The sequence below is a fragment of the Alphaproteobacteria bacterium genome, from assembly GCA_019746225.1.
Taxonomy (GTDB): Bacteria; Pseudomonadota; Alphaproteobacteria; order Paracaedibacterales; family VGCI01; genus VGCI01.
Genome location: JAIESE010000012.1, coordinates 62,985 through 79,832, shown reverse-complemented (window position 1 = coordinate 79,832; position 16,848 = coordinate 62,985). Strand labels below are relative to the sequence as shown.

The 16,848-nt window shown below is 44.9% G+C and carries 18 protein-coding genes; 9 read left to right on the top strand and 9 right to left on the bottom strand.

Features of this window, described 5'->3' with window-relative positions; genetic code table 11:
- Nucleotides 1-119: 119 nt before the first annotated feature.
- The 5 genes from K2Y18_01895 to K2Y18_01875 all read left to right on the top strand — a co-directional run bounded on the left by K2Y18_01895 (nucleotide 120) and on the right by K2Y18_01875 (nucleotide 5,400).
- Nucleotides 120-1,193: a sulfite exporter TauE/SafE family protein gene (locus K2Y18_01895; protein ID MBX9804487.1), complete on the top strand. Its 1,074-nt coding sequence runs from the start codon at nucleotides 120-122 to the stop codon at nucleotides 1,191-1,193.
- Nucleotides 1,194-1,231: 38 nt separating this feature from the next.
- Entirely contained in the window at nucleotides 1,232-2,383 is a 1,152-nt protein-coding gene (locus K2Y18_01890) for an extracellular solute-binding protein (protein MBX9804486.1), read from the top strand.
- Nucleotides 2,384-2,515: 132 nt separating this feature from the next.
- On the top strand, nucleotides 2,516-3,658 hold the full coding sequence (gene potA, locus K2Y18_01885; GenBank protein MBX9804485.1) for a polyamine ABC transporter ATP-binding protein: 1,143 nt from the start codon (nucleotides 2,516-2,518) through the stop codon (nucleotides 3,656-3,658).
- On the top strand, nucleotides 3,655-4,593 hold the full coding sequence (locus tag K2Y18_01880) for an ABC transporter permease subunit (GenBank protein ID MBX9804484.1): 939 nt from the start codon (nucleotides 3,655-3,657) through the stop codon (nucleotides 4,591-4,593). The genes potA and K2Y18_01880 overlap by 4 nt, the downstream gene beginning before the upstream one ends.
- A 3-nt stretch (nucleotides 4,594-4,596) precedes the next feature.
- Complete coding sequence (locus K2Y18_01875) at nucleotides 4,597-5,400, top strand: ABC transporter permease subunit (protein ID MBX9804483.1); 804 nt, start codon at nucleotides 4,597-4,599, stop codon at nucleotides 5,398-5,400.
- A gap of 6 nt (nucleotides 5,401-5,406) precedes the next feature.
- Here K2Y18_01875 and K2Y18_01870 read toward each other — a convergent pair whose 3' ends face one another.
- On the bottom strand, nucleotides 5,407-6,516 hold the full coding sequence (locus K2Y18_01870; protein ID MBX9804482.1) for a hypothetical protein: 1,110 nt from the start codon (nucleotides 6,514-6,516) through the stop codon (nucleotides 5,407-5,409).
- A 309-nt stretch (nucleotides 6,517-6,825) separates the two neighbouring features.
- On the opposite strand from K2Y18_01870, the gene K2Y18_01865 reads away from it, so the two are divergent.
- Both K2Y18_01865 and K2Y18_01860 read left to right on the top strand, forming a co-directional pair.
- Nucleotides 6,826-7,158 (top strand): hypothetical protein, encoded by a 333-nt coding sequence (locus tag K2Y18_01865; GenBank protein ID MBX9804481.1) that lies wholly within the window; start codon nucleotides 6,826-6,828, stop codon nucleotides 7,156-7,158.
- Between the two features lie 177 nt (nucleotides 7,159-7,335).
- Complete coding sequence (locus K2Y18_01860) at nucleotides 7,336-7,737, top strand: hypothetical protein (protein MBX9804480.1); 402 nt, start codon at nucleotides 7,336-7,338, stop codon at nucleotides 7,735-7,737.
- Nucleotides 7,738-7,799: 62 nt separating this feature from the next.
- Here the strand turns inward: K2Y18_01860 and pth are convergent, their stop codons facing one another.
- From pth to pgeF, 4 genes are all read right to left on the bottom strand, one after another.
- On the bottom strand, nucleotides 7,800-8,381 hold the full coding sequence (pth, locus tag K2Y18_01855; GenBank protein ID MBX9804479.1) for an aminoacyl-tRNA hydrolase: 582 nt from the start codon (nucleotides 8,379-8,381) through the stop codon (nucleotides 7,800-7,802).
- Nucleotides 8,382-8,396: 15 nt separating this feature from the next.
- Nucleotides 8,397-9,053 (bottom strand): 50S ribosomal protein L25/general stress protein Ctc, encoded by a 657-nt coding sequence (locus tag K2Y18_01850; protein ID MBX9804478.1) that lies wholly within the window; start codon nucleotides 9,051-9,053, stop codon nucleotides 8,397-8,399.
- Between the two features lie 89 nt (nucleotides 9,054-9,142).
- Complete coding sequence (locus tag K2Y18_01845; GenBank protein ID MBX9804477.1) at nucleotides 9,143-10,123, bottom strand: ribose-phosphate pyrophosphokinase; 981 nt, start codon at nucleotides 10,121-10,123, stop codon at nucleotides 9,143-9,145.
- Between the two features lie 29 nt (nucleotides 10,124-10,152).
- Nucleotides 10,153-10,920: a peptidoglycan editing factor PgeF gene (gene pgeF / locus K2Y18_01840; protein MBX9804476.1), complete on the bottom strand. Its 768-nt coding sequence runs from the start codon at nucleotides 10,918-10,920 to the stop codon at nucleotides 10,153-10,155.
- 196 nt (nucleotides 10,921-11,116) lie between these two features.
- On the opposite strand from pgeF, the gene K2Y18_01835 reads away from it, so the two are divergent.
- Nucleotides 11,117-11,590 (top strand): flavin reductase family protein, encoded by a 474-nt coding sequence (locus K2Y18_01835; GenBank protein MBX9804475.1) that lies wholly within the window; start codon nucleotides 11,117-11,119, stop codon nucleotides 11,588-11,590.
- 138 nt (nucleotides 11,591-11,728) lie between these two features.
- Here the strand turns inward: K2Y18_01835 and pgsA are convergent, their stop codons facing one another.
- The 4 genes from pgsA to K2Y18_01815 all read right to left on the bottom strand — a co-directional run bounded on the left by pgsA (nucleotide 11,729) and on the right by K2Y18_01815 (nucleotide 15,982).
- Nucleotides 11,729-12,313 carry a CDP-diacylglycerol--glycerol-3-phosphate 3-phosphatidyltransferase gene (pgsA, locus tag K2Y18_01830; GenBank protein MBX9804474.1) on the bottom strand — a complete coding sequence of 195 codons (585 nt, stop codon included), beginning with the start codon at nucleotides 12,311-12,313 and terminating at the stop codon, nucleotides 11,729-11,731.
- A gap of 71 nt (nucleotides 12,314-12,384) precedes the next feature.
- Nucleotides 12,385-14,244 carry an excinuclease ABC subunit UvrC gene (gene uvrC, locus K2Y18_01825; protein ID MBX9804473.1) on the bottom strand — a complete coding sequence of 620 codons (1,860 nt, stop codon included), beginning with the start codon at nucleotides 14,242-14,244 and terminating at the stop codon, nucleotides 12,385-12,387.
- Nucleotides 14,228-15,190 carry a mitochondrial fission ELM1 family protein gene (locus K2Y18_01820; GenBank protein ID MBX9804472.1) on the bottom strand — a complete coding sequence of 321 codons (963 nt, stop codon included), beginning with the start codon at nucleotides 15,188-15,190 and terminating at the stop codon, nucleotides 14,228-14,230. The genes uvrC and K2Y18_01820 overlap by 17 nt, the downstream gene beginning before the upstream one ends.
- 108 nt (nucleotides 15,191-15,298) lie before the next feature.
- On the bottom strand, nucleotides 15,299-15,982 hold the full coding sequence (locus tag K2Y18_01815) for a superoxide dismutase (protein MBX9804471.1): 684 nt from the start codon (nucleotides 15,980-15,982) through the stop codon (nucleotides 15,299-15,301).
- A 145-nt stretch (nucleotides 15,983-16,127) separates the two neighbouring features.
- On the opposite strand from K2Y18_01815, the gene K2Y18_01810 reads away from it, so the two are divergent.
- A complete protein-coding gene (locus K2Y18_01810) occupies nucleotides 16,128-16,844 on the top strand; it encodes a 1-acyl-sn-glycerol-3-phosphate acyltransferase (GenBank protein MBX9804470.1) in 717 nt (238 codons plus the stop codon).
- Nucleotides 16,845-16,848 lie beyond the last annotated feature (4 nt).

Below are 16,848 nucleotides of genomic sequence, written 5' to 3'. Positions count from 1 at the left end.
ATGATTTTTAAGAATTTCCAAAACCTTATGTATACGTCAATTATTAGCATTGAGAAAAATTACAGGCAATCCAAAACTTCAAATTCCCTTTCTGTCATCTAGTCTGTATAGTAACACTCATGAATTTCGAACTTACTTTACCCATCGCTGGCGTTTCGTTGAACATCTTCTTCCTTTTAGGTTTAGGATGGATGGGCGGTTTTTTGTCTGGAATGCTGGGTGTGGGCGGGGGTGTCATTATCACGCCAGCCTTAATGGTTTTGGGCGTTCCCCCCATGGTTGCCGTCGCAAGCCAAGTCAATCATTCTATCGGAACAAATTTAACGGGGTTTCTAAATTATCGGCGAAACAATGACGTTGATTTTCGTTTAGGGGGCATCTTGCTCATCGGGGGAATTGTCGGTGCCGTTGGAGGGGTTTATTTACTGAGGTGGTTAAATGCCCACGGTCAAGCCGTTTCAATTATTACCATAAGTTACATTGTTGTCCTCGCCGCCATGTCCTTTGTCCTGTTTCGGCAGAGTTTAAAAACCTTAGCCCATTATCGATCTGCCACCAAGGCCATACATACACCTTCCTGGACCCGATTCATCGGTTTAAAGATATATTTCACCAGAACGCGTGTTGAGCTCAGTGTCTTATTCCCCTTATTTGTTGGGATAATCAACGGCTCTTTGACCTCATGCTTGGGCGTTGGCAATGGCATTTTTATGATGCCCGCCATCTCTTACCTCATTGGAAGAACAAGCCCCGTCGTCTATGGAACAACTCTTCTTGCCGGCGTCGGGATGAGCATCATCACAACGTTCATGTACGCTGTTGGCACACAATCGGTGGATTTATTTCTGGTTCTCATCCTTTTGGGGGGGGGAATATTAGGATCTCAAATGGGTGTCCGATTTGGGTATACTTTGCCTCGACCCTACATAGGGATGATTGGAGCTTTTGTCATTTTAGGAATATGTTTGCGTATTTCTTGGACAGCAAACACAGGGAAAAGCTTCTCCATGCTTTCTTCATGTCGGGAATTAAGAGCGTGCCCCCCAAATTCTCTGTCCTGCATCATGGAGTTTTCACAATGTTACCCGATTGCAAGTGCCTTTGTTGGTGTTTTGGGCGCTATTCTTTTTTCAATACTACTCGAATACATTTTCTTTCGATTTTCATTGATTTCTAGAACGCGTCGTGACTAAATGTGCCTTTACGGAAAAACAATGAGGGGTAATCTACTTTGAATTGGTCAAATAACCAAATATCCATCAAGAAAATCAGCCTCATTGCCATCGTTAGCATTATAATTCTGTGGGGAATTATCTCTTTCTTCAGCAAACCTGCCCAAAAAAGCCCAACGGGTGAGGCACCCTATCTCAATGTTTATAACTGGTACGGAATGATACCAGAAACAATTTTACGACAATTCGAAACTGAAACTGGCATTCGTATTCGATACGATCTCTACGATAACAATGAAATTTTAGAGGCCAAACTCCTCGCCGGTAAATCTGGTTATGATATTGTTTTTCCTTCAGCTTGTCCCTACATTGAACGTCAGATCCGAGCGGGTGTTTATCAAAAGTTGGATAAATCCAAACTGGTTAATTTTCACCATTTAGATCCAGAATTTTCAGACCGCATGCAAATCATCGATCCTGGGCTCGTGTATAGCATTCCCTTTTTCTGGGGAACATTTGGGTTTGCTTATGTGGAAGAAGTCATTCTTGCTCGAATGCCAAATGCCCCCCTTACCAGCTACCGAATGCTTTTCGACCCAGAAGTTGTCTCTAAATTTAAATCCTGTGGCGTTACCCTTTTGGATGAAGCTGTTGACGTATACCCAGCTATTATGGCGTATTTAGGACTTGACCCCCAAAGCTCTGACATCAACGACCTTAAAGCTGCCCAAGAGCAACTGTTGAAAGCACGACCTCACATCTCTCGATTCTTAGGACAACGTTTTGCCAGTGAGCTCGTCTCTGGTGAAGTCTGTCTGACGCAAGCCTGGTCAGGCGACGTGCAAGCTGCTGCGGAGCAAGCTAAAGAATCAAAGCGTAAAACTACCATTCGATATGTGATTCCAGAAGAGGGAGGAACACTTTGGATTGATGCAATATGTATACCCAAAGATGCCCCTCACCCTGAAAATGCCTATCTGTTCATAAACTTTTTGATGCGACCTGAAATAAGTGCAGCTATTACAAATGCCATGTTATTCCCTATCGCGAACAAAGATGCCCTTCGCCTTATAAAGAAAGAAATTCGAAATAATAGAACCCTTTACCCAGAACCTTCCGTATTTAAAAGGTTAAAGCTTGATAAAATTCAAAACCCTAGGTATGAAGAGATACGAACTCGGTATTGGTTTATCGCAAAGCAAGGTGCGTAACGAATGCCAGGCCATACAGGAGGTGTAATTTGAAACCAATGATTAGCAGTGTACCCGAAACTCATTTTAAAAAAAGCGAGAAAGTGATGAGGATTTCCTCTTCATTTTGCCTCTTTATTTTTGGCCGCTGATATGGCGCCTCACCCTCCAACACGCCGTCAGCTTGAACCTTGGCAAGATCCAAAGGCAAAACCTTACATTTCCATTGAAAATGTCACCAAAAGTTTTGGATCGGCCGTAGCTGTCCGTGGTGTTTCCTTATCCATTTACCAAGGAGAACTGTTTTGTCTTCTGGGAGGATCAGGGTGCGGTAAAACAACCTTGTTACGTTTATTGGCTGGCTTGGAACGCCCCACGTCGGGGCGACTTTATATTGATGGCGTCGATGTAACAGATGTCCCAGCTTATGAACGTCCAGTCAATATGATGTTTCAATCTTATGCCCTGTTTCCTCACATGACAGTTGCCCAAAATGTCGCCTTTGGACTGAAACAAGAACGTCTTCCCCCGAAAATCATTCGTGAACGTGTCAAGGAAGGGCTCGATCTCGTCCAAATGAGTGATTATGCGGAGCGCAAACCTCACCAACTTTCCGGGGGGCAATGTCAACGTGTCGCGCTCGTGCGAAGTTTAGTAAAACAACCCAAGCTTCTCTTGCTTGATGAGCCTTTGGCAGCCTTGGATAAACGATTGCGGGAACGCACTCAATTTGAACTTGTCAACATTCAAGAACGCGTCGGAATTACCTTTATTATGGTAACGCATGACCAAGAGGAAGCGATGACAATGTCGAGTCGCATTGGCGTCATGGAAGAAGGACGTATACGTCAAATCGGTGCTCCCCATGATGTATACGAATTCCCCAACTCTCGTTTTGTGGCTGAATTTATTGGCTCTATTAATATATTTGAGGGTGTCGTCGTGGAAGATGAGCCTGACCATGTCCTCATTGATTCCGAAGCAGCGGGGTGTCAACTCTATGTTACTCATTCGGCAGCCGTGCCCGTTGGGGCACAAGTAGCGGTCGCTGTACGTCCTGAAAAGGTCATGATTTCAACCGTGGAGCCTTCTGGAAAGCGCAACTGTGCCAAAGGGGTGGTTCGTGAAATTGCCTATTTAGGAGACCTTTCTATATATTATGTGGAGCTTGCCTCAGGCAAAATCGTCCAAGCAGCTCTCCCAAATCTGCTCCGTCTATCGGAACGAGATGTCAAATGGGAAGATGAAATTTATCTCTATTGGCGCGCTGAAAATGGCGTTGTTTTAACATCATGATCAATCAAACGAATTATTTGACCCTTAAGCGCCTGTGGAATCCTTTATGGAACCGCCTCGCCCGTGAGCGACGATTAGTGATCGCAGCGCCCTACTTATGGCTCGGGATATTTTCACTCATCCCCCTCCTCCTCGTGGTAAAAATAAGCCTTTCGGAAGCGGTATTAGCAATCCCCCCCTTTCATCCCCTCTTCCAATGGCCAGCAGAGCAAGTCCTTCAACTCCGTCTCAACTTAGCGGCTTATGGCACTTTGTTAACCGACCCTTTTTATGCATCCGCTTTTCTGGGGTCCCTCAAAATAGCATTGACAGCAACCTTAACGTGTTTGTTCATTGGTTATCCCATGGCTTATGCCATTGCTCAAGCATCATCCAAATGGCGCACCCCACTCCTTTTATTGGTCATTTTACCGTTCTTCACCTCCTTTTTGGTGCGTGTTTATGCCTGGATTGGTTTGCTCAGCACCGAAGGTGTGATTAATACATTGCTCATATCCTTAGGTGTTATTAGAGAACCCCTCCCCCTCTTATATAATAGCTTTGCCGTTACCGTTGGCATCGTTTACTGCTATCTGCCGTTTATGATTTTACCGATTTATTCCGTGCTTGATAAGATTGACCCTGCTTATTTAGAAGCTGCTTATGACTTAGGCTGTCGCCCGTGGCGGGCATTTTTGCGCATAACAGTTCCTTTGTCTTTTCGAGCCATTATCGCAGGAAGTATCTTAGTCTTCGTTCCTGCCGTTGGTGAATTCGTGATTCCAGAATTGCTTGGGGCACCAGACACTGTCATGATTGGACGGGTGTTATGGTCGGAATTCTTTAATAATCAAAATTGGCCGTTGGCTTGCGCTCTTGCTCTAATAACCTTAATTGTTTTCGTTGTTCCGTTCATGATATTTCAACGATTTCAATTTCGTGAAATTGAGGAATAAGCCATGCGTCAGCTCTCTCGAACAAGTATCACGACATTAATTTTTGGCTACGCTTTTCTTTACCTCCCTATTTTAACAGTCATTGTTTACTCTTTTAATGAGTCTCGTTTAGTAACCGTGTGGTCTCGCTTTTCAACCAAATGGTATAAAGCTTTAATGACAAATGAAGGGCTATGGGAAGCCGTATTTGCAAGCGTCAAAATTGCCTCAATGACGGCCACAGTTGCTGTCATTTTAGGAACGCTTGCAGCTGTTGTCATGGTCCGATTTGTTAATTTTCGGGGAAAAACTTTATTTAGCGGATTAATATCTGCGCCCTTAGTGATGCCAGATGTCATCACTGGCCTTGCGGTTTTAATGATGTTTGTCACTTTTGAGCAACTTATTGGTTGGCCGTCTCATCGAGGCCTTATGACGATTACCATTGCCCACATTACGCTTGCTATGGCTTATGTGTATTTGGTTGTTCAAGCTCGACTTCAGGATTTTGATCGATCTATTGAAGAAGCCGCTCTTGATTTGGGCGCCCGTCCTTTAAAGGTATTTCTGGTCATTGTGCTTCCCTTGATTTTTCCTTCTCTCATGGCGGGATGGCTCCTTGCTTTTGCCTTATCTTTAGATGATGTCGTCATCGCGAGCTTTCTTTCTGGACCCGGTGCTACAACCTTACCAATGTTGATTTTTTCAAGTATTCGTTTGGGAGTCAGCCCTGTCATCAATGCCCTTGCAACCATCATCGTTGGTATTGTGGCTATTGGAATCACAATTGCAGGCATTGTCATTCATCAACAGAACAAGCGCAGTTAAAGTTTCTTATCGATAATAGCCTTGCTGAGGAACCATTGGCTGCTGAAATTGTTGTTGGGGTTGCTGCATCATCGGCTGTTGATACTGAGGTTGTTGAGGTTGTTGCATCATCGGCTGCACCATAGGTTGTTGATACTGCTGCTGAGGTATCATCTGCTGTTGAGGAACCAACATCTGCTGAGACATTTGTTGCGGTGGAGGCTGCATTTGCTGCTGTTGGGGCTGACCATATACCTGCCCCCCGCCTTGAGGATAAGCTGTTGGCGCTTGATTCCCGTACGGCATTTGAGGAGAACCAGGAGGAGCATAGGATTGTGCTTGCTGCTGTGCAGGATATTGTTGATATTGTTGTTGAGCGCCTGTTGACCTGCCACGATGGAATGGATTTACATGGCTAGCAGCCTGACGAACCTTCACATTAGCTGACCCCATTCCATAACGGGCAAAAGGTTGCAAAGGTTTCGGAACGATCTTTGCTGCTGAAACCAAAGCACCTCTCACAGGAGACAATTCATGGCGAACCTCACGACCAAGTATAGACCCCCCCATGTGCGCTGCCATTTTCCCCAATTTTCCACCTGGAGGGCCATCTTGAGCTGGCTGATTTGAGGCTTGCCACGCAGACTGAGGAGGATGTTTCCCTTCCTCTGATTTTAGTGTTGTAACGGCAGCCAAAAACCCAATAATGAAAAATAAGGTGCTTAAAAATAATAATCCGAGCACTAAACTCATAATTGACATTTTACTCATGGAAAGCCTAACTTCCTGATTAATCCAACGATATTTAATTCCCTTTTTTCCAACCCTATTGGCAGCTTTTACGGGCTTCTTCAGCTGTGCAGCTCTTTTCTTTAACTGCTTGGGAGCATCATTTGCACCCTTGGGGGTTCTTGCCAATGATACCGTTTGCCCCCCTACATTGTGTTGTCTTGGTTGGTGATTTTCAACAATCGGCTTTGAACCAACGCTTTCCTCTAAAGGAACCCCCAACGGTGTGCTGACCAGAAAAGAAGGAGGTGGGCCTTGGCTCACAGTAGAAGGAGAAAAATCATCTCCATTCTCAAAGGGCGTGTTGTTGGCTGCTACGGAAGCAAGCTGGGAGGCTCTTTGAAACAAAATTTAATCACCTTCTTTATTTTGGCACCCAAAAGGCTCCTCTTACCCCTCACTAAACAACAAGACTTTGTTCATGTCACGGGCCTGCTCTTAAACAAAATCAACCTACTTTTAAAAGTATGGCACTATTTTAGAAAAATTTTAACATTTTTTACGAAACCTCAATAAAATCGCATTTACTGTGGGATTCAGAACACATGTAATGAATTTAAGAAAATTATTTCAAAAATGATTGTGTAATTTTTTTTATTTTTGATGCTATGCTTTTAATGTGAAGTTTAGGGTTATTTATAAATAGGAGACTATACTATGAATTTAAAGTTACCAATGATATTGGCGACAATGCTCGCTGCTTTGGCTGTTCCAGCCACACTTGCAGCAGGTGAAGAAACCAAAGCAACAACGACAACGACGACAACAGAGACTACAGCTCCAGCTGCAGCTCCAACCAAAAAGGCTCATCATGCACATGGCCACAAACACGCCCATAAGCATGGTCATAAGCATGGCCACAAACACGGCCATCATCACTACAAAGATGAAGGCGGAGCAAATGCTCCTTATCCAGCTGGAGATACAAGAAATCCATGGGATTATTGGAACAAAGGAAACAGTGATAGTTCAGGATGCTCCGGTTCGTGAATAACGACTCATGTAAGGATTTGAACAACAAGAACTAGACGTTCCAAAGGCCATGTAATCACCCGTATGGGGAATTATTGATAAAAATATAAAAAAATGTATTTTATTTTTTTTTATTTTTAGTGTTATGATTTTAAGTGTGAAGTTTAGTGTTACTTATAAATAGGAGATTATATTATGTCTAAGAAGTTACCAATGATTTTAGCAGCAATGCTTGCCGTATTGGCTGTTCCAGCAACTTTAGGAGCAGGTGCAGAAACAACAACGACAACTACAACCACTGAAACAGAAACAGCACCTGCTGCTGACGCTGCTCCAGCTGCTGATGCTGCTCCAGCTGCTGACGCTGCTCCAGCTAAAGCAAAAGGAAAGAAAAAACATCACGGTAAGAAGCATCACCATAAGAAGCATTCTGGTGAGGCCTATGATTCAGGTTCCACAGGAAACTCTCCACAAGGTTCTTATAGAAAATCTTATGATGAGAATTGTGGTGAATTGCCAAAAGCTGACTGTGCTCCATGTGAAGACTTGAGTCCTAAAGCTGGACCAGCTGTTTCTCCAGGCCACAGAGCTCCATAATTATACGGTTGCTTAAAAGAAGGCGGGGAATTCCCCGCCTTTTTTTATGATCTAAAATCTAGCTACCGCCGCAAATTCTCGGCAATCTTCGTTAACCACACACCCGGATCTGCCCCAAAAAGGGAGTCAGTCTCTTCTGACACAGCCCGAAGTATCGACACCAGCCACTCCTCATCATTACGGGAGAAATTACTTAAAACATAATTCGTGACAAGATCTTCACGATTCTGCACGCGCCCCGGGTGACCAATCCCAAGACGGACCCGCCAATAATCCTTTCCAAGACTTTGATCGAGACTCTTCAACCCATTATGGCCGCCATTGCCACCCCCCTGCTTTACTTTTATCTTTCCAGGCTCAAGATCCAAGTCATCATGAATGACATACACATGATCCAAGGGGACCTTATAGAATTGGATCAGATCCCGCACCGGCTGGCCGGAAAGATTCATATAAGTCAAAGGCTTGCACAAGATCACTTTGTGATCCCCGATGGTTCCTTCAGAAAGAGCTATGGAAGATTTTATTTTGAAAGGGGGGAAGGAATAGGTGGCGGCAATAGAGTCGACAGCCATAAATCCAATGTTGTGCCGGTTGAGAGCGTACTTTGCTCCTGGGTTTCCCAGGCCAACCAGCACATACATCGACAATAATTCGCTTTAAGAAGCGGCCGGTGCAGAGGAAGAACCACCACCAGAAGCCGTTGCCGGTGCTTCTTCTGTTGTTTCTCCAGGCTTTTCTTCTTCCATAACGGTCGGCGCAACGATGGTTGCAATCGTGTTATCCCGCTCAGGATGGGCGGCAATGACGCCTTCAGGTAATGTCAAACCTTCAAGGTGAATCGTTTGGTTAATATCTTTCCCAGTCAAATCAACAGTTAAATTTGCTGGGATAGATTGGGCTGGACAGATGAGTTCAAGATTATGGTGAACAATGTTCAACACACCACCGCGCTTGATTCCAGGTGCTTTATCCTCATTGATAAAGACAACAGGAACAAATACATGAACTTTCGCGCCTTTACTGATGCGCATAAAATCCACATGAATCGGACGGTCTGTAACGGGATGAAACTGCACATCTTTTGCAAGCACTTCCTCCGCCTTACCATCCACCGCAACAGAATATAACCTGCTAAAAAACCCAGGTTCCATGCACTCAGCCATCAAAGCCTTAGGATCAATAGAAATCATTTCTGGATCTTTTTTGTTGCCATAAATAATTCCCGGAATCAATCCGGAAGTCCGAACAGCTCGTGCGCCCCCCGTCCCAGATAGTGCTCTCGGCGAAACGTTGAGTGTAATTGTTGTACTCATGAGAAAAACTCCCCCCAAAAAATAGCTAATAAAATAAAAATGCCTTTACCCGTGTATACATGAGTCTTAAGTGAAATGCAAGATGGTCGTCAAATACTTGTCTGACTTTTAACCTTTTTTTTCAAGAAGCTTCCTTTCATCTCAAGCACATTTGAAACAGACTCATCACAGGCAATCTGTTGAATGGCCTCCCCCAACAAAGGTGCCACCGAAAGAATCTCGATATTTGGCGCCTGAAGGATCGCCTGCGATGGCTGAATTGTATCCGAAATAATGAGACGGCGCAGATGTGATTTTTCTATTCTTTCAAGGGCTTTACCTGATAATACCCCATGGGAAACAAAGGCGTCGACACCCGCCGCTCCCCTTGACTTCAGTATTCCAGCTGCTTCACAAAGGGTCCCTGCGGAATCGACCATATCATCAATGAGAAGACACGTCCGTCCCTCAACCTCCCCTAAGAGATTTTGAGCGATAACTTCTCCAGGCATTGTCCGCCGCTTATCAATAATTGCCATATCGGCTGACAGGGTCTCAGCCACGTTCCGCGCACGCACCAGCCCTCCTACATCCGGGGAGACAATCACAAAAGACTCTTGGCCATACCGAGCCTTAATCTCTCGGCAGAACAAAGGTGCCAAAGTCAAATTGTCCGTGGGAATGTCAAAGAAACCTTGAATTTGAGCAGAGTGCCAATCAATCGTCAAAACACGATTCGCCCCCGCTACGGTGAGTAAATTTGCCACCAATTTGGCTGAAATAGGGCTGCCAGGAGATGTTTTCCTGTCCTGACGGCCATAACCATAATAGGGGATTACAGCCGTTATCGACCGAGCTGAACCCCCTTTCAAGGCATCCATCGTCACCAACAATTCCATCAAAGTGTCATTCGTAGGGCTTGAGGTTGGCTGAATCACAAAAATATCTTGTCCGCGCACGCTCTCTTGAACATCCACAAAGACTTCTCGATCCTCAAATCTCTGAATAAAAGCTTGCACCAAAGGAACCTTTAAATAGGCAGCGACGGCCTCTCCCAAGGGGCGATTACTATTGCATGTTAAAATTTTCATTTCATTTCCTTAATGGGGCTTATTCACCCTCACCCATTTTTCTTGTCCCTAATCCCAATTCCCGACAGACCACACCCAAAATCCTGTTGTCCCAAAATCGTCTTGCGACGGTAACTAAAAAATCTTAAAGGATCTACATAAGTATTTCCCGGAGACGGAGATATGTTGTGAACCCCTGCCTCGTGAAGACGATTGGTAACATAACCCGGCAAATCAAATTGCCAATGATCAGGTCGATTCCCTGGCTTAAAGTAGGCGGGGGTGAGGGCAATATTATCATAAAACTCTTGGGATACTTCATAGGATTCCTGCCAGATGCATGGACCTAACGCCCCTACAATCTCTTTTCCGCCCAGCGCCTTCATCTCCCGAACCGTTTCCTCTATAATTCCTGTAACAGCTCCCCGCCATCCGGCATGGATCGCTGCAACAATGTCCCCTTGCGGTGTTGATAACAAAATCGGCACACAATCCGCAGTCAAAATCGCGATTAAAAGCCCAGGCGTGGTTGTAATCAAAGCATCTGCTTCCGGAGGATCTCCCGCAAAAGGACCTTTAACAACCAGGACTTTAGGAGAATGTACCTGACGAACGGTGACAAGCTTCTTGACATCAAAACCGAGCGTTTCTGTGATCCGACGTCTATTTTCTTGCACATGCTCAAGGTTGTCCCCCTTTTCTCTGGCGGCGTTAAGTTCAGCAAAATCACCCTGACTCACCCCGCCTTTGCGGGTGAAAAACCCATGCGTGATGGGTTTTATATCTGCTAAAACAGATGCTTGAAGATAAGGAACCATAAGTACTCTCCTTCGAAATGCTCTTGCTAATTTAACATTATTATGGCCTCAGATGATACAATTTCTTGAAAGATGGAGAAGAATCAACCGTATACAGTCTTTGCCCTTCTCTTGAATCGTATCACATTTACCTTGGCATATGGGGGCTCAAGAATGCTAAGGTCGATCTCAAAGGCAAAATGAAAGTAGATCATTAATGAGTGTTTCTGAGAAAGATTTTCGAAAAGTTATGGGCCGCTTTACGACAGGTGTAGCCATTATCACAACCCAACACCACGGAAAGCCTGTTGGTGTAACCATTAACACCCTCACCTCAGTCTCTCTAGATCCCCCTTTGGTTTTGTTTTGCCTCGGAAACAAGAGAATGGTTTATCCTGCCTTTTTCGAAAATCCCCATTGTGCGATCCATATTTTATCCACAGCTCAGCAGGAATTGTGCAAGTCATTTGCTCATTCATCAAGCCAGCATTGGGAAGGGATAAACTATGAGTTGAACCAAGCGGGCTGCCCGTTGATCCCTCATTCCTTAGGAATTCTTCACTGCCGTCGCAAAGACACTTACGACGGTGGAGACCATACGATTTTCCTAAATCACGTTGAGGATATTCATTGGGAAGAGTCTCCCGATGAAAAGGCGCCCCTGGTATATTATCAAGGAAAGTTTTGTTGAAGCAAATCTCTACCCCAAAAAGCCTCTAAGGCTTTCTTAAGATAAAGAACTTTAAAAGCGAACAAAAGTCAACAAAACATCTGTTGCGCGATCATTTTAAAATGTCTAATTATAGAAAATAACCAAAGTGTTATTCATCTAAAGATGCCGCAAACTCGACTTCAAATAGGCATATCCCGTAATCAAGGTTAACAAAGCCGCAACCCACAAAAGAATTTCACCAATGAGGTTTACAGCACCACCGAAGGGAGAAATGTCCCCAATTAACAGAAGCGAGATCGAGGTCATTTGCGCTGCCGTTTTCCACTTTGCCAGCTTCGTGACTGGCATTTGAACCTGAAGACCACTCAAGAACTCCCGCAAACCTGACACAAGAATTTCACGACACAGAATAATAATGGCCGGCAAATACGAAAGGGGCTGTATTCGACCAAAACCGACCAACATCAATAGCGTAGAGGCGACTAAAAGTTTGTCCGCAACGGGGTCAAGAAACTGGCCGAATCTTGAAGTTTGAGACCAAAGCCTCGCCACATACCCATCCAGAAAGTCCGTAAAGCAAGCGCTGATGAACGCAAGAGTGGCCACCCATCGACCCGTGTGGTTGTCCGTATAAAATGCAGCCATAATGATGGGAATCAAGGCAATACGACTTAACGTCAACAAATTGGGAATGTTGGGAAGGGAAGTTGATTCGTCTGACAACTTTGGAGTCTCAGTCATTATCCTTGCTTCTCTAAGCGCGTTTTGAGTCATACAGATCTCTAATGAATGTTCTATTACTTTTCATGTTATTACTTCTCATGAAAGTATGCATAGATTTTTTTTGCAACAGATTTATTTATTCCAGGTACCAACGTTAAGTCTTGAAGACTTGCAGCAAGGACACCGCGAGCCGATCCAAAATGATGAAGGAGCGCTTTTTTCCGTGTAGGGCCAATCCCCGGAATTTCATCAAGACGCGACTGCACAAGGGTTTTAGCACGCTTCGCCCGGTGGGTTCCAATAGCAAAGCGATGTGCCTCATCTCGAAGACGTTGCAAAAAGTGCATTAAGGGATCGTTTTCAGGCAGCGTAAAATTGTCGCGTCCACTTTGGAAAAATTTTTCACGGCCCGCATCTCGATCCGGTCCTTTGGCAACACCAACAACGGTAATGCCATCAACATCCAATTCTTGGATGACTTTTAAGGCCACATTCAGCTGACCCTGCCCCCCATCGACCAAAATCAAATCAGGTAAGATCCAATCTTTCTCCCCCGCATGGGCAAACCGACGATGAAGGACTTCACCCATCATGGCATAGTCGTCTCCCATGGACGTCGACGGTGAAGATCGAATCGCAAATTTCCGATATGATTTTTTCTCAAGACCTTGGGGGGTTGCCACAACCATCACCCCATAGGGATGAGTTCCTTGCAAATGGCTATTATCATAGATTTCAATACGCTCTGGCCGCTTGGACATCTGAAAGAGCACAGCCATTTGATCGAGAAGCACCTCAAACGTTGCATTTTGAGCAAATTTCCGGCTTAAAGCCCCTTGTGCATTGCTTAATGCGTGTTCTACAAGGTCACGCTTATCACCTGATTTTGGAACTTCCCAAGAGGTCGCAACCCCAAATTTCTCTTGCAAGGCTTTACGAATAAGGGGCAACTCTGGTGGCTTATGACTGAGCAACACCATAGAGGCGGGCGCGCGATCTTGATAGAACTGGGTTAAAAAGGCAGCGATTTGATCCTCGAGACCGGCATCATCCGTATGAGCCAGAAAAAATGAAGCTGTGCCGAGGTTTCTCCCCCCTCGGAAGAAGAAAATCTGAACACACGTTTGTCCCCCCTCTCTTGCTCCCGCTATCACATCTGCATCACGAATCTTAGACATATTAATTCGTTGATGGGCCTGTATCCGGGTTAACAGGCGCAAACGATCGCGATAAGAGGCCGCGTCTTCATAAGCTAAATTTTTGCTCGCTTGGCTCATTTTGTCCGCCAAATATTCTTGGATACGCGTCGTCTTCCCATTTAAAAAGGCCAAGGCTTCTTTTACGAGGGTTGCATAATCTCCTCCTGAAATTTTATCAACGCAAGGAGCGCTACACCTCTTGATATGATATTGAAGACAAGGCCGGGTGCGCTTCTCAAAAAATGAATCACTACAATTCCGCAGCAAAAATACCTTCTGCAGAAGAATCATCGTTTCTTCAACCGCAAGAACAGAAGCAAAAGGCCCAAAGTATTTTCCCTTTTGACGCTGAGGCCCTCGATGCTTTTCGAGACGCGGATACGGATGCCCTTGTGTTATCAGAATGTAAGGAAAAGATTTGTCGTCCTTTAAAAGGATATTATAATGGGGCTGCAGTTTTTTGATCAGGTTGCTTTCAAGCAGCAAAGCTTCCGTTTCAGTGTGGGTTGTAACAATTTCCATTGAAATGGTTTCAGAAACCATCCGCTGGAGTCTGTGGGGAAGCTTATTTGCGAAGGTATAGGAGACAACCCGTTTCTTAAGGTCCTTCGCCTTGCCCACATAGACGACCTCACCTCGCCCATTGATCATCCGATAGACACCCGGCACTTGAGGCAAAGTCCTCACGGTTTGTCGGATGACTTCAATCCCTTGAGCCAGAGAGAGGGGAAGATTAAACTTCTTTGTCATTGGTGGTTTTGCTCCACCCCAACTTTTTCTTGATAATGGCGACAACACGCCCCATTTCATCGAGCTTTTTGGGTGTCCATTGAGGAAATGGATATTGGAATGGCTTAGCATACCCTTGATCATAAAGATCATTATGAAATTCTCGAAACTTGGGTGACGTATGATTTGCCTCCCAAATATAGACGGGTTTTCCTGTATAACAGGCTTCTGAGGCCATAGAAATAGAGTCTTGAGTTACTATAATTTGATCGGCCAATCCAAGATACGCAGGATAGGGATTTTCACCGACGCTATCCCAAATTTCATAGGAATGCCCCATTAAATTGTCTTTCAGCATCTGGAGTAAATGAGGAGACGTTCGGCGTGATGGGGTTATAAACGTATGGCCCCCGATCTTCTTTAAAGCTTCCGCCAAGGCCTTGATATCCGCTTCTTGGTATTTATAATGGCGATTATCGCCCCCTAAAAGAACCGTCGTCAGCGGCGATATTTCAGGATGCGTATACACTTCAGCTGCGGACCTAATCTCAGCATCATTCAAGCGATGGAGGGCCCCGAGTACGGAGATCACATTTTTCCCCTTCACGTGATCGTGATACGGCACAATAACACAATCAAAATGTTTGGGACTGATGTACGGCTTTTGTAAGATAATCGTAAAACACTTCTTGTTTCGTTTCTTAATCGCTAACGCTGGCGCCGCGGATACACGCCCGCCTGCGATGAGGACATCCGGCCACGGAGGACTGAGAGGATCATGCCCTTGTGTCTGGGAGTAAATTGCGCCAAAGCAAAGCTGAGGTGGCAGAACACGCCAAGGCATCCGCGGCTTCATGGATTTAAATTTTGGCGTCAGTCCAAGGGCTTGCGCAATGCCCAAGCACTGGCTGTACGTCCCAATTTTGCCGTGATCTGCCAAGATCCATGCATTTACTTTAGAGTCCATTGATGTGCTTCCTAAACCTACTTATTTCTTAATGCTTATCTACTTATGCGTGACCACTTAAAATTCTTCAACACAGAAGTTAAACTTTATTTCCAATACTTTGTCAAATCACCCCTCCAGATTTTTGTTTGCAAAGTCCCAATCAACAAGATGGTCCAGAAAAACTTCTACATAATCCTTTCGACGGTTTTGGTAATCCAAATAATAGGCATGCTCCCAAATATCACAGGTCAGAAGAGCCTTTTGATCATGAACCATTGGTAAATCTGCATTGCCTGTCGTGACAATCTTTAAGGTTTTATCCTTTTCGAGAACCAACCACACCCAGCCGCTTCCAAACTGTTTGACACCTGCTTCCACGAATTGTTTTTTGAAGTCATCATAACTTCCAAAGGTCTTCTCAATGAGATCTTTGATTGCTCCAGTGGGCGTTCCCCCCCCTTTTTCTTTCATGGATGCCCAATAAAAACTATGATTCCAGGTCTGTGCTGCATTATTAAAGAGGGGTGTTAGCTTCGGATCGTTATAGGATTTTTTGATCACTTCTTCCAATGTCAGATCCGCCAAATTATTTGCGGTCATCAAATCATTTAATTTTTCAGCATAACCCAGGTGATGCTTCGTGTAGTGAAATGTGAGCGTCTTTTCAGAGATGTACGGGGCAAGGGCACCTAACGCGTAAGGGAGAACTGGTTGTGGAATTTTTGGCGGATACACTTTTGGGGCATCCGCATCAACACCAGTGACAAAAAAGAAAGTGAACAGGATGAGAAGATACCGAATTGATTTCATGAGAGCCCTCCTTAAGAAATTTAATAACTTGAGTATAGACGGAACGAATCTCTTGGGAAATGGGGTTAATTTTCAGGCAACAAAGAGATTGCAAATTTTGGCCCGTTGACCCACAATTCGGGCATTATATAAGAGGATCAACATGATAAGATTTTTACGGTCATTTATATTTGATGCGTCATTTTATATCGCATCTTTCATCCTAATGATTCTGTTTTTGCCCTTGATGCTCCTGCCACAAAAGGTGATCTTTTGGGCCGGGCGTGTTTGGGTTCATGTGTCCATGGGACTCTTGAGAACCATTGTGGGACTCACCTATCGCGTTGAAGGGTTGGAAAATCTCCCGAAAGGACCTTGTATCGTTGCCTGCAAGCATGAATCCGCTTGGGAAACTCTCATTTTCCATATTCTTGTTAACCGCCCTTGCTACGCCTTAAAGCGTGAGTTGATGTGGATTCCGCTGATCAATCTATATTTCTGGCGCATGGGAATGGTGATCATTGATCGGGGTGCAGGGGCCAGTGCCTTAAAAAGTCTGATCAACGGTGCACGGCGGATCACCGCGCAAGGTCGCCCCCTTATTATTTATCCCGAAGGGACACGCAGCATTCCCGGCAAACCCGCGGAATATCAAGCAGGCGTCGGTGTTCTCTATCGCGATTTGGGCGTACCCGTCGTACCTGTTGCACTCAATTCCGGCTTGTTCTGGGGCCGTCGCAGTCCTTTAAAACAACCCGGGCAAATCACCATTCAATTCTTAGAGCCCATCCAACCAGGTCTTTCCCGGGCTGATTTTATGGAGAAATTAGTTGACCGCATTGAAATGACTTGCGAAACTTTGAATAAGGTGAAACCAAATTAGGAGT

Excerpts from the sequence above, each read along its gene's own strand:
- K2Y18_01865 (MBX9804481.1), top strand. The coding sequence starts at position 6,826 with ATGAATTTAAAGTTACCAATGATATTGGCGACAATGCTCGCTGCTTTG.
- pgsA (MBX9804474.1), bottom strand. The coding sequence starts at position 12,313 with ATGACTGAGACTCCAAAGTTGTCAGACGAATCAACTTCCCTTCCCAAC.
- uvrC (MBX9804473.1), bottom strand. The coding sequence starts at position 14,244 with ATGACAAAGAAGTTTAATCTTCCCCTCTCTCTGGCTCAAGGGATTGAA.
- K2Y18_01860 (MBX9804480.1), top strand. The coding sequence starts at position 7,336 with ATGTCTAAGAAGTTACCAATGATTTTAGCAGCAATGCTTGCCGTATTG.
- K2Y18_01850 (MBX9804478.1), bottom strand. The coding sequence starts at position 9,053 with ATGAGTACAACAATTACACTCAACGTTTCGCCGAGAGCACTATCTGGG.
- K2Y18_01875 (MBX9804483.1), top strand. The coding sequence starts at position 4,597 with ATGCGTCAGCTCTCTCGAACAAGTATCACGACATTAATTTTTGGCTAC.
- pth (MBX9804479.1), bottom strand. The coding sequence starts at position 8,381 with ATGTATGTGCTGGTTGGCCTGGGAAACCCAGGAGCAAAGTACGCTCTC.
- K2Y18_01820 (MBX9804472.1), bottom strand. The coding sequence starts at position 15,190 with ATGGACTCTAAAGTAAATGCATGGATCTTGGCAGATCACGGCAAAATT.
- K2Y18_01880 (MBX9804484.1), top strand. The coding sequence starts at position 3,655 with ATGATCAATCAAACGAATTATTTGACCCTTAAGCGCCTGTGGAATCCT.
- potA (MBX9804485.1), top strand. The coding sequence starts at position 2,516 with ATGGCGCCTCACCCTCCAACACGCCGTCAGCTTGAACCTTGGCAAGAT.
- K2Y18_01815 (MBX9804471.1), bottom strand. The coding sequence starts at position 15,982 with ATGAAATCAATTCGGTATCTTCTCATCCTGTTCACTTTCTTTTTTGTC.
- pgeF (MBX9804476.1), bottom strand. The coding sequence starts at position 10,920 with ATGGTTCCTTATCTTCAAGCATCTGTTTTAGCAGATATAAAACCCATC.
- K2Y18_01835 (MBX9804475.1), top strand. The coding sequence starts at position 11,117 with ATGAGTGTTTCTGAGAAAGATTTTCGAAAAGTTATGGGCCGCTTTACG.
- K2Y18_01845 (MBX9804477.1), bottom strand. The coding sequence starts at position 10,123 with ATGAAAATTTTAACATGCAATAGTAATCGCCCCTTGGGAGAGGCCGTC.
- K2Y18_01895 (MBX9804487.1), top strand. The coding sequence starts at position 120 with ATGAATTTCGAACTTACTTTACCCATCGCTGGCGTTTCGTTGAACATC.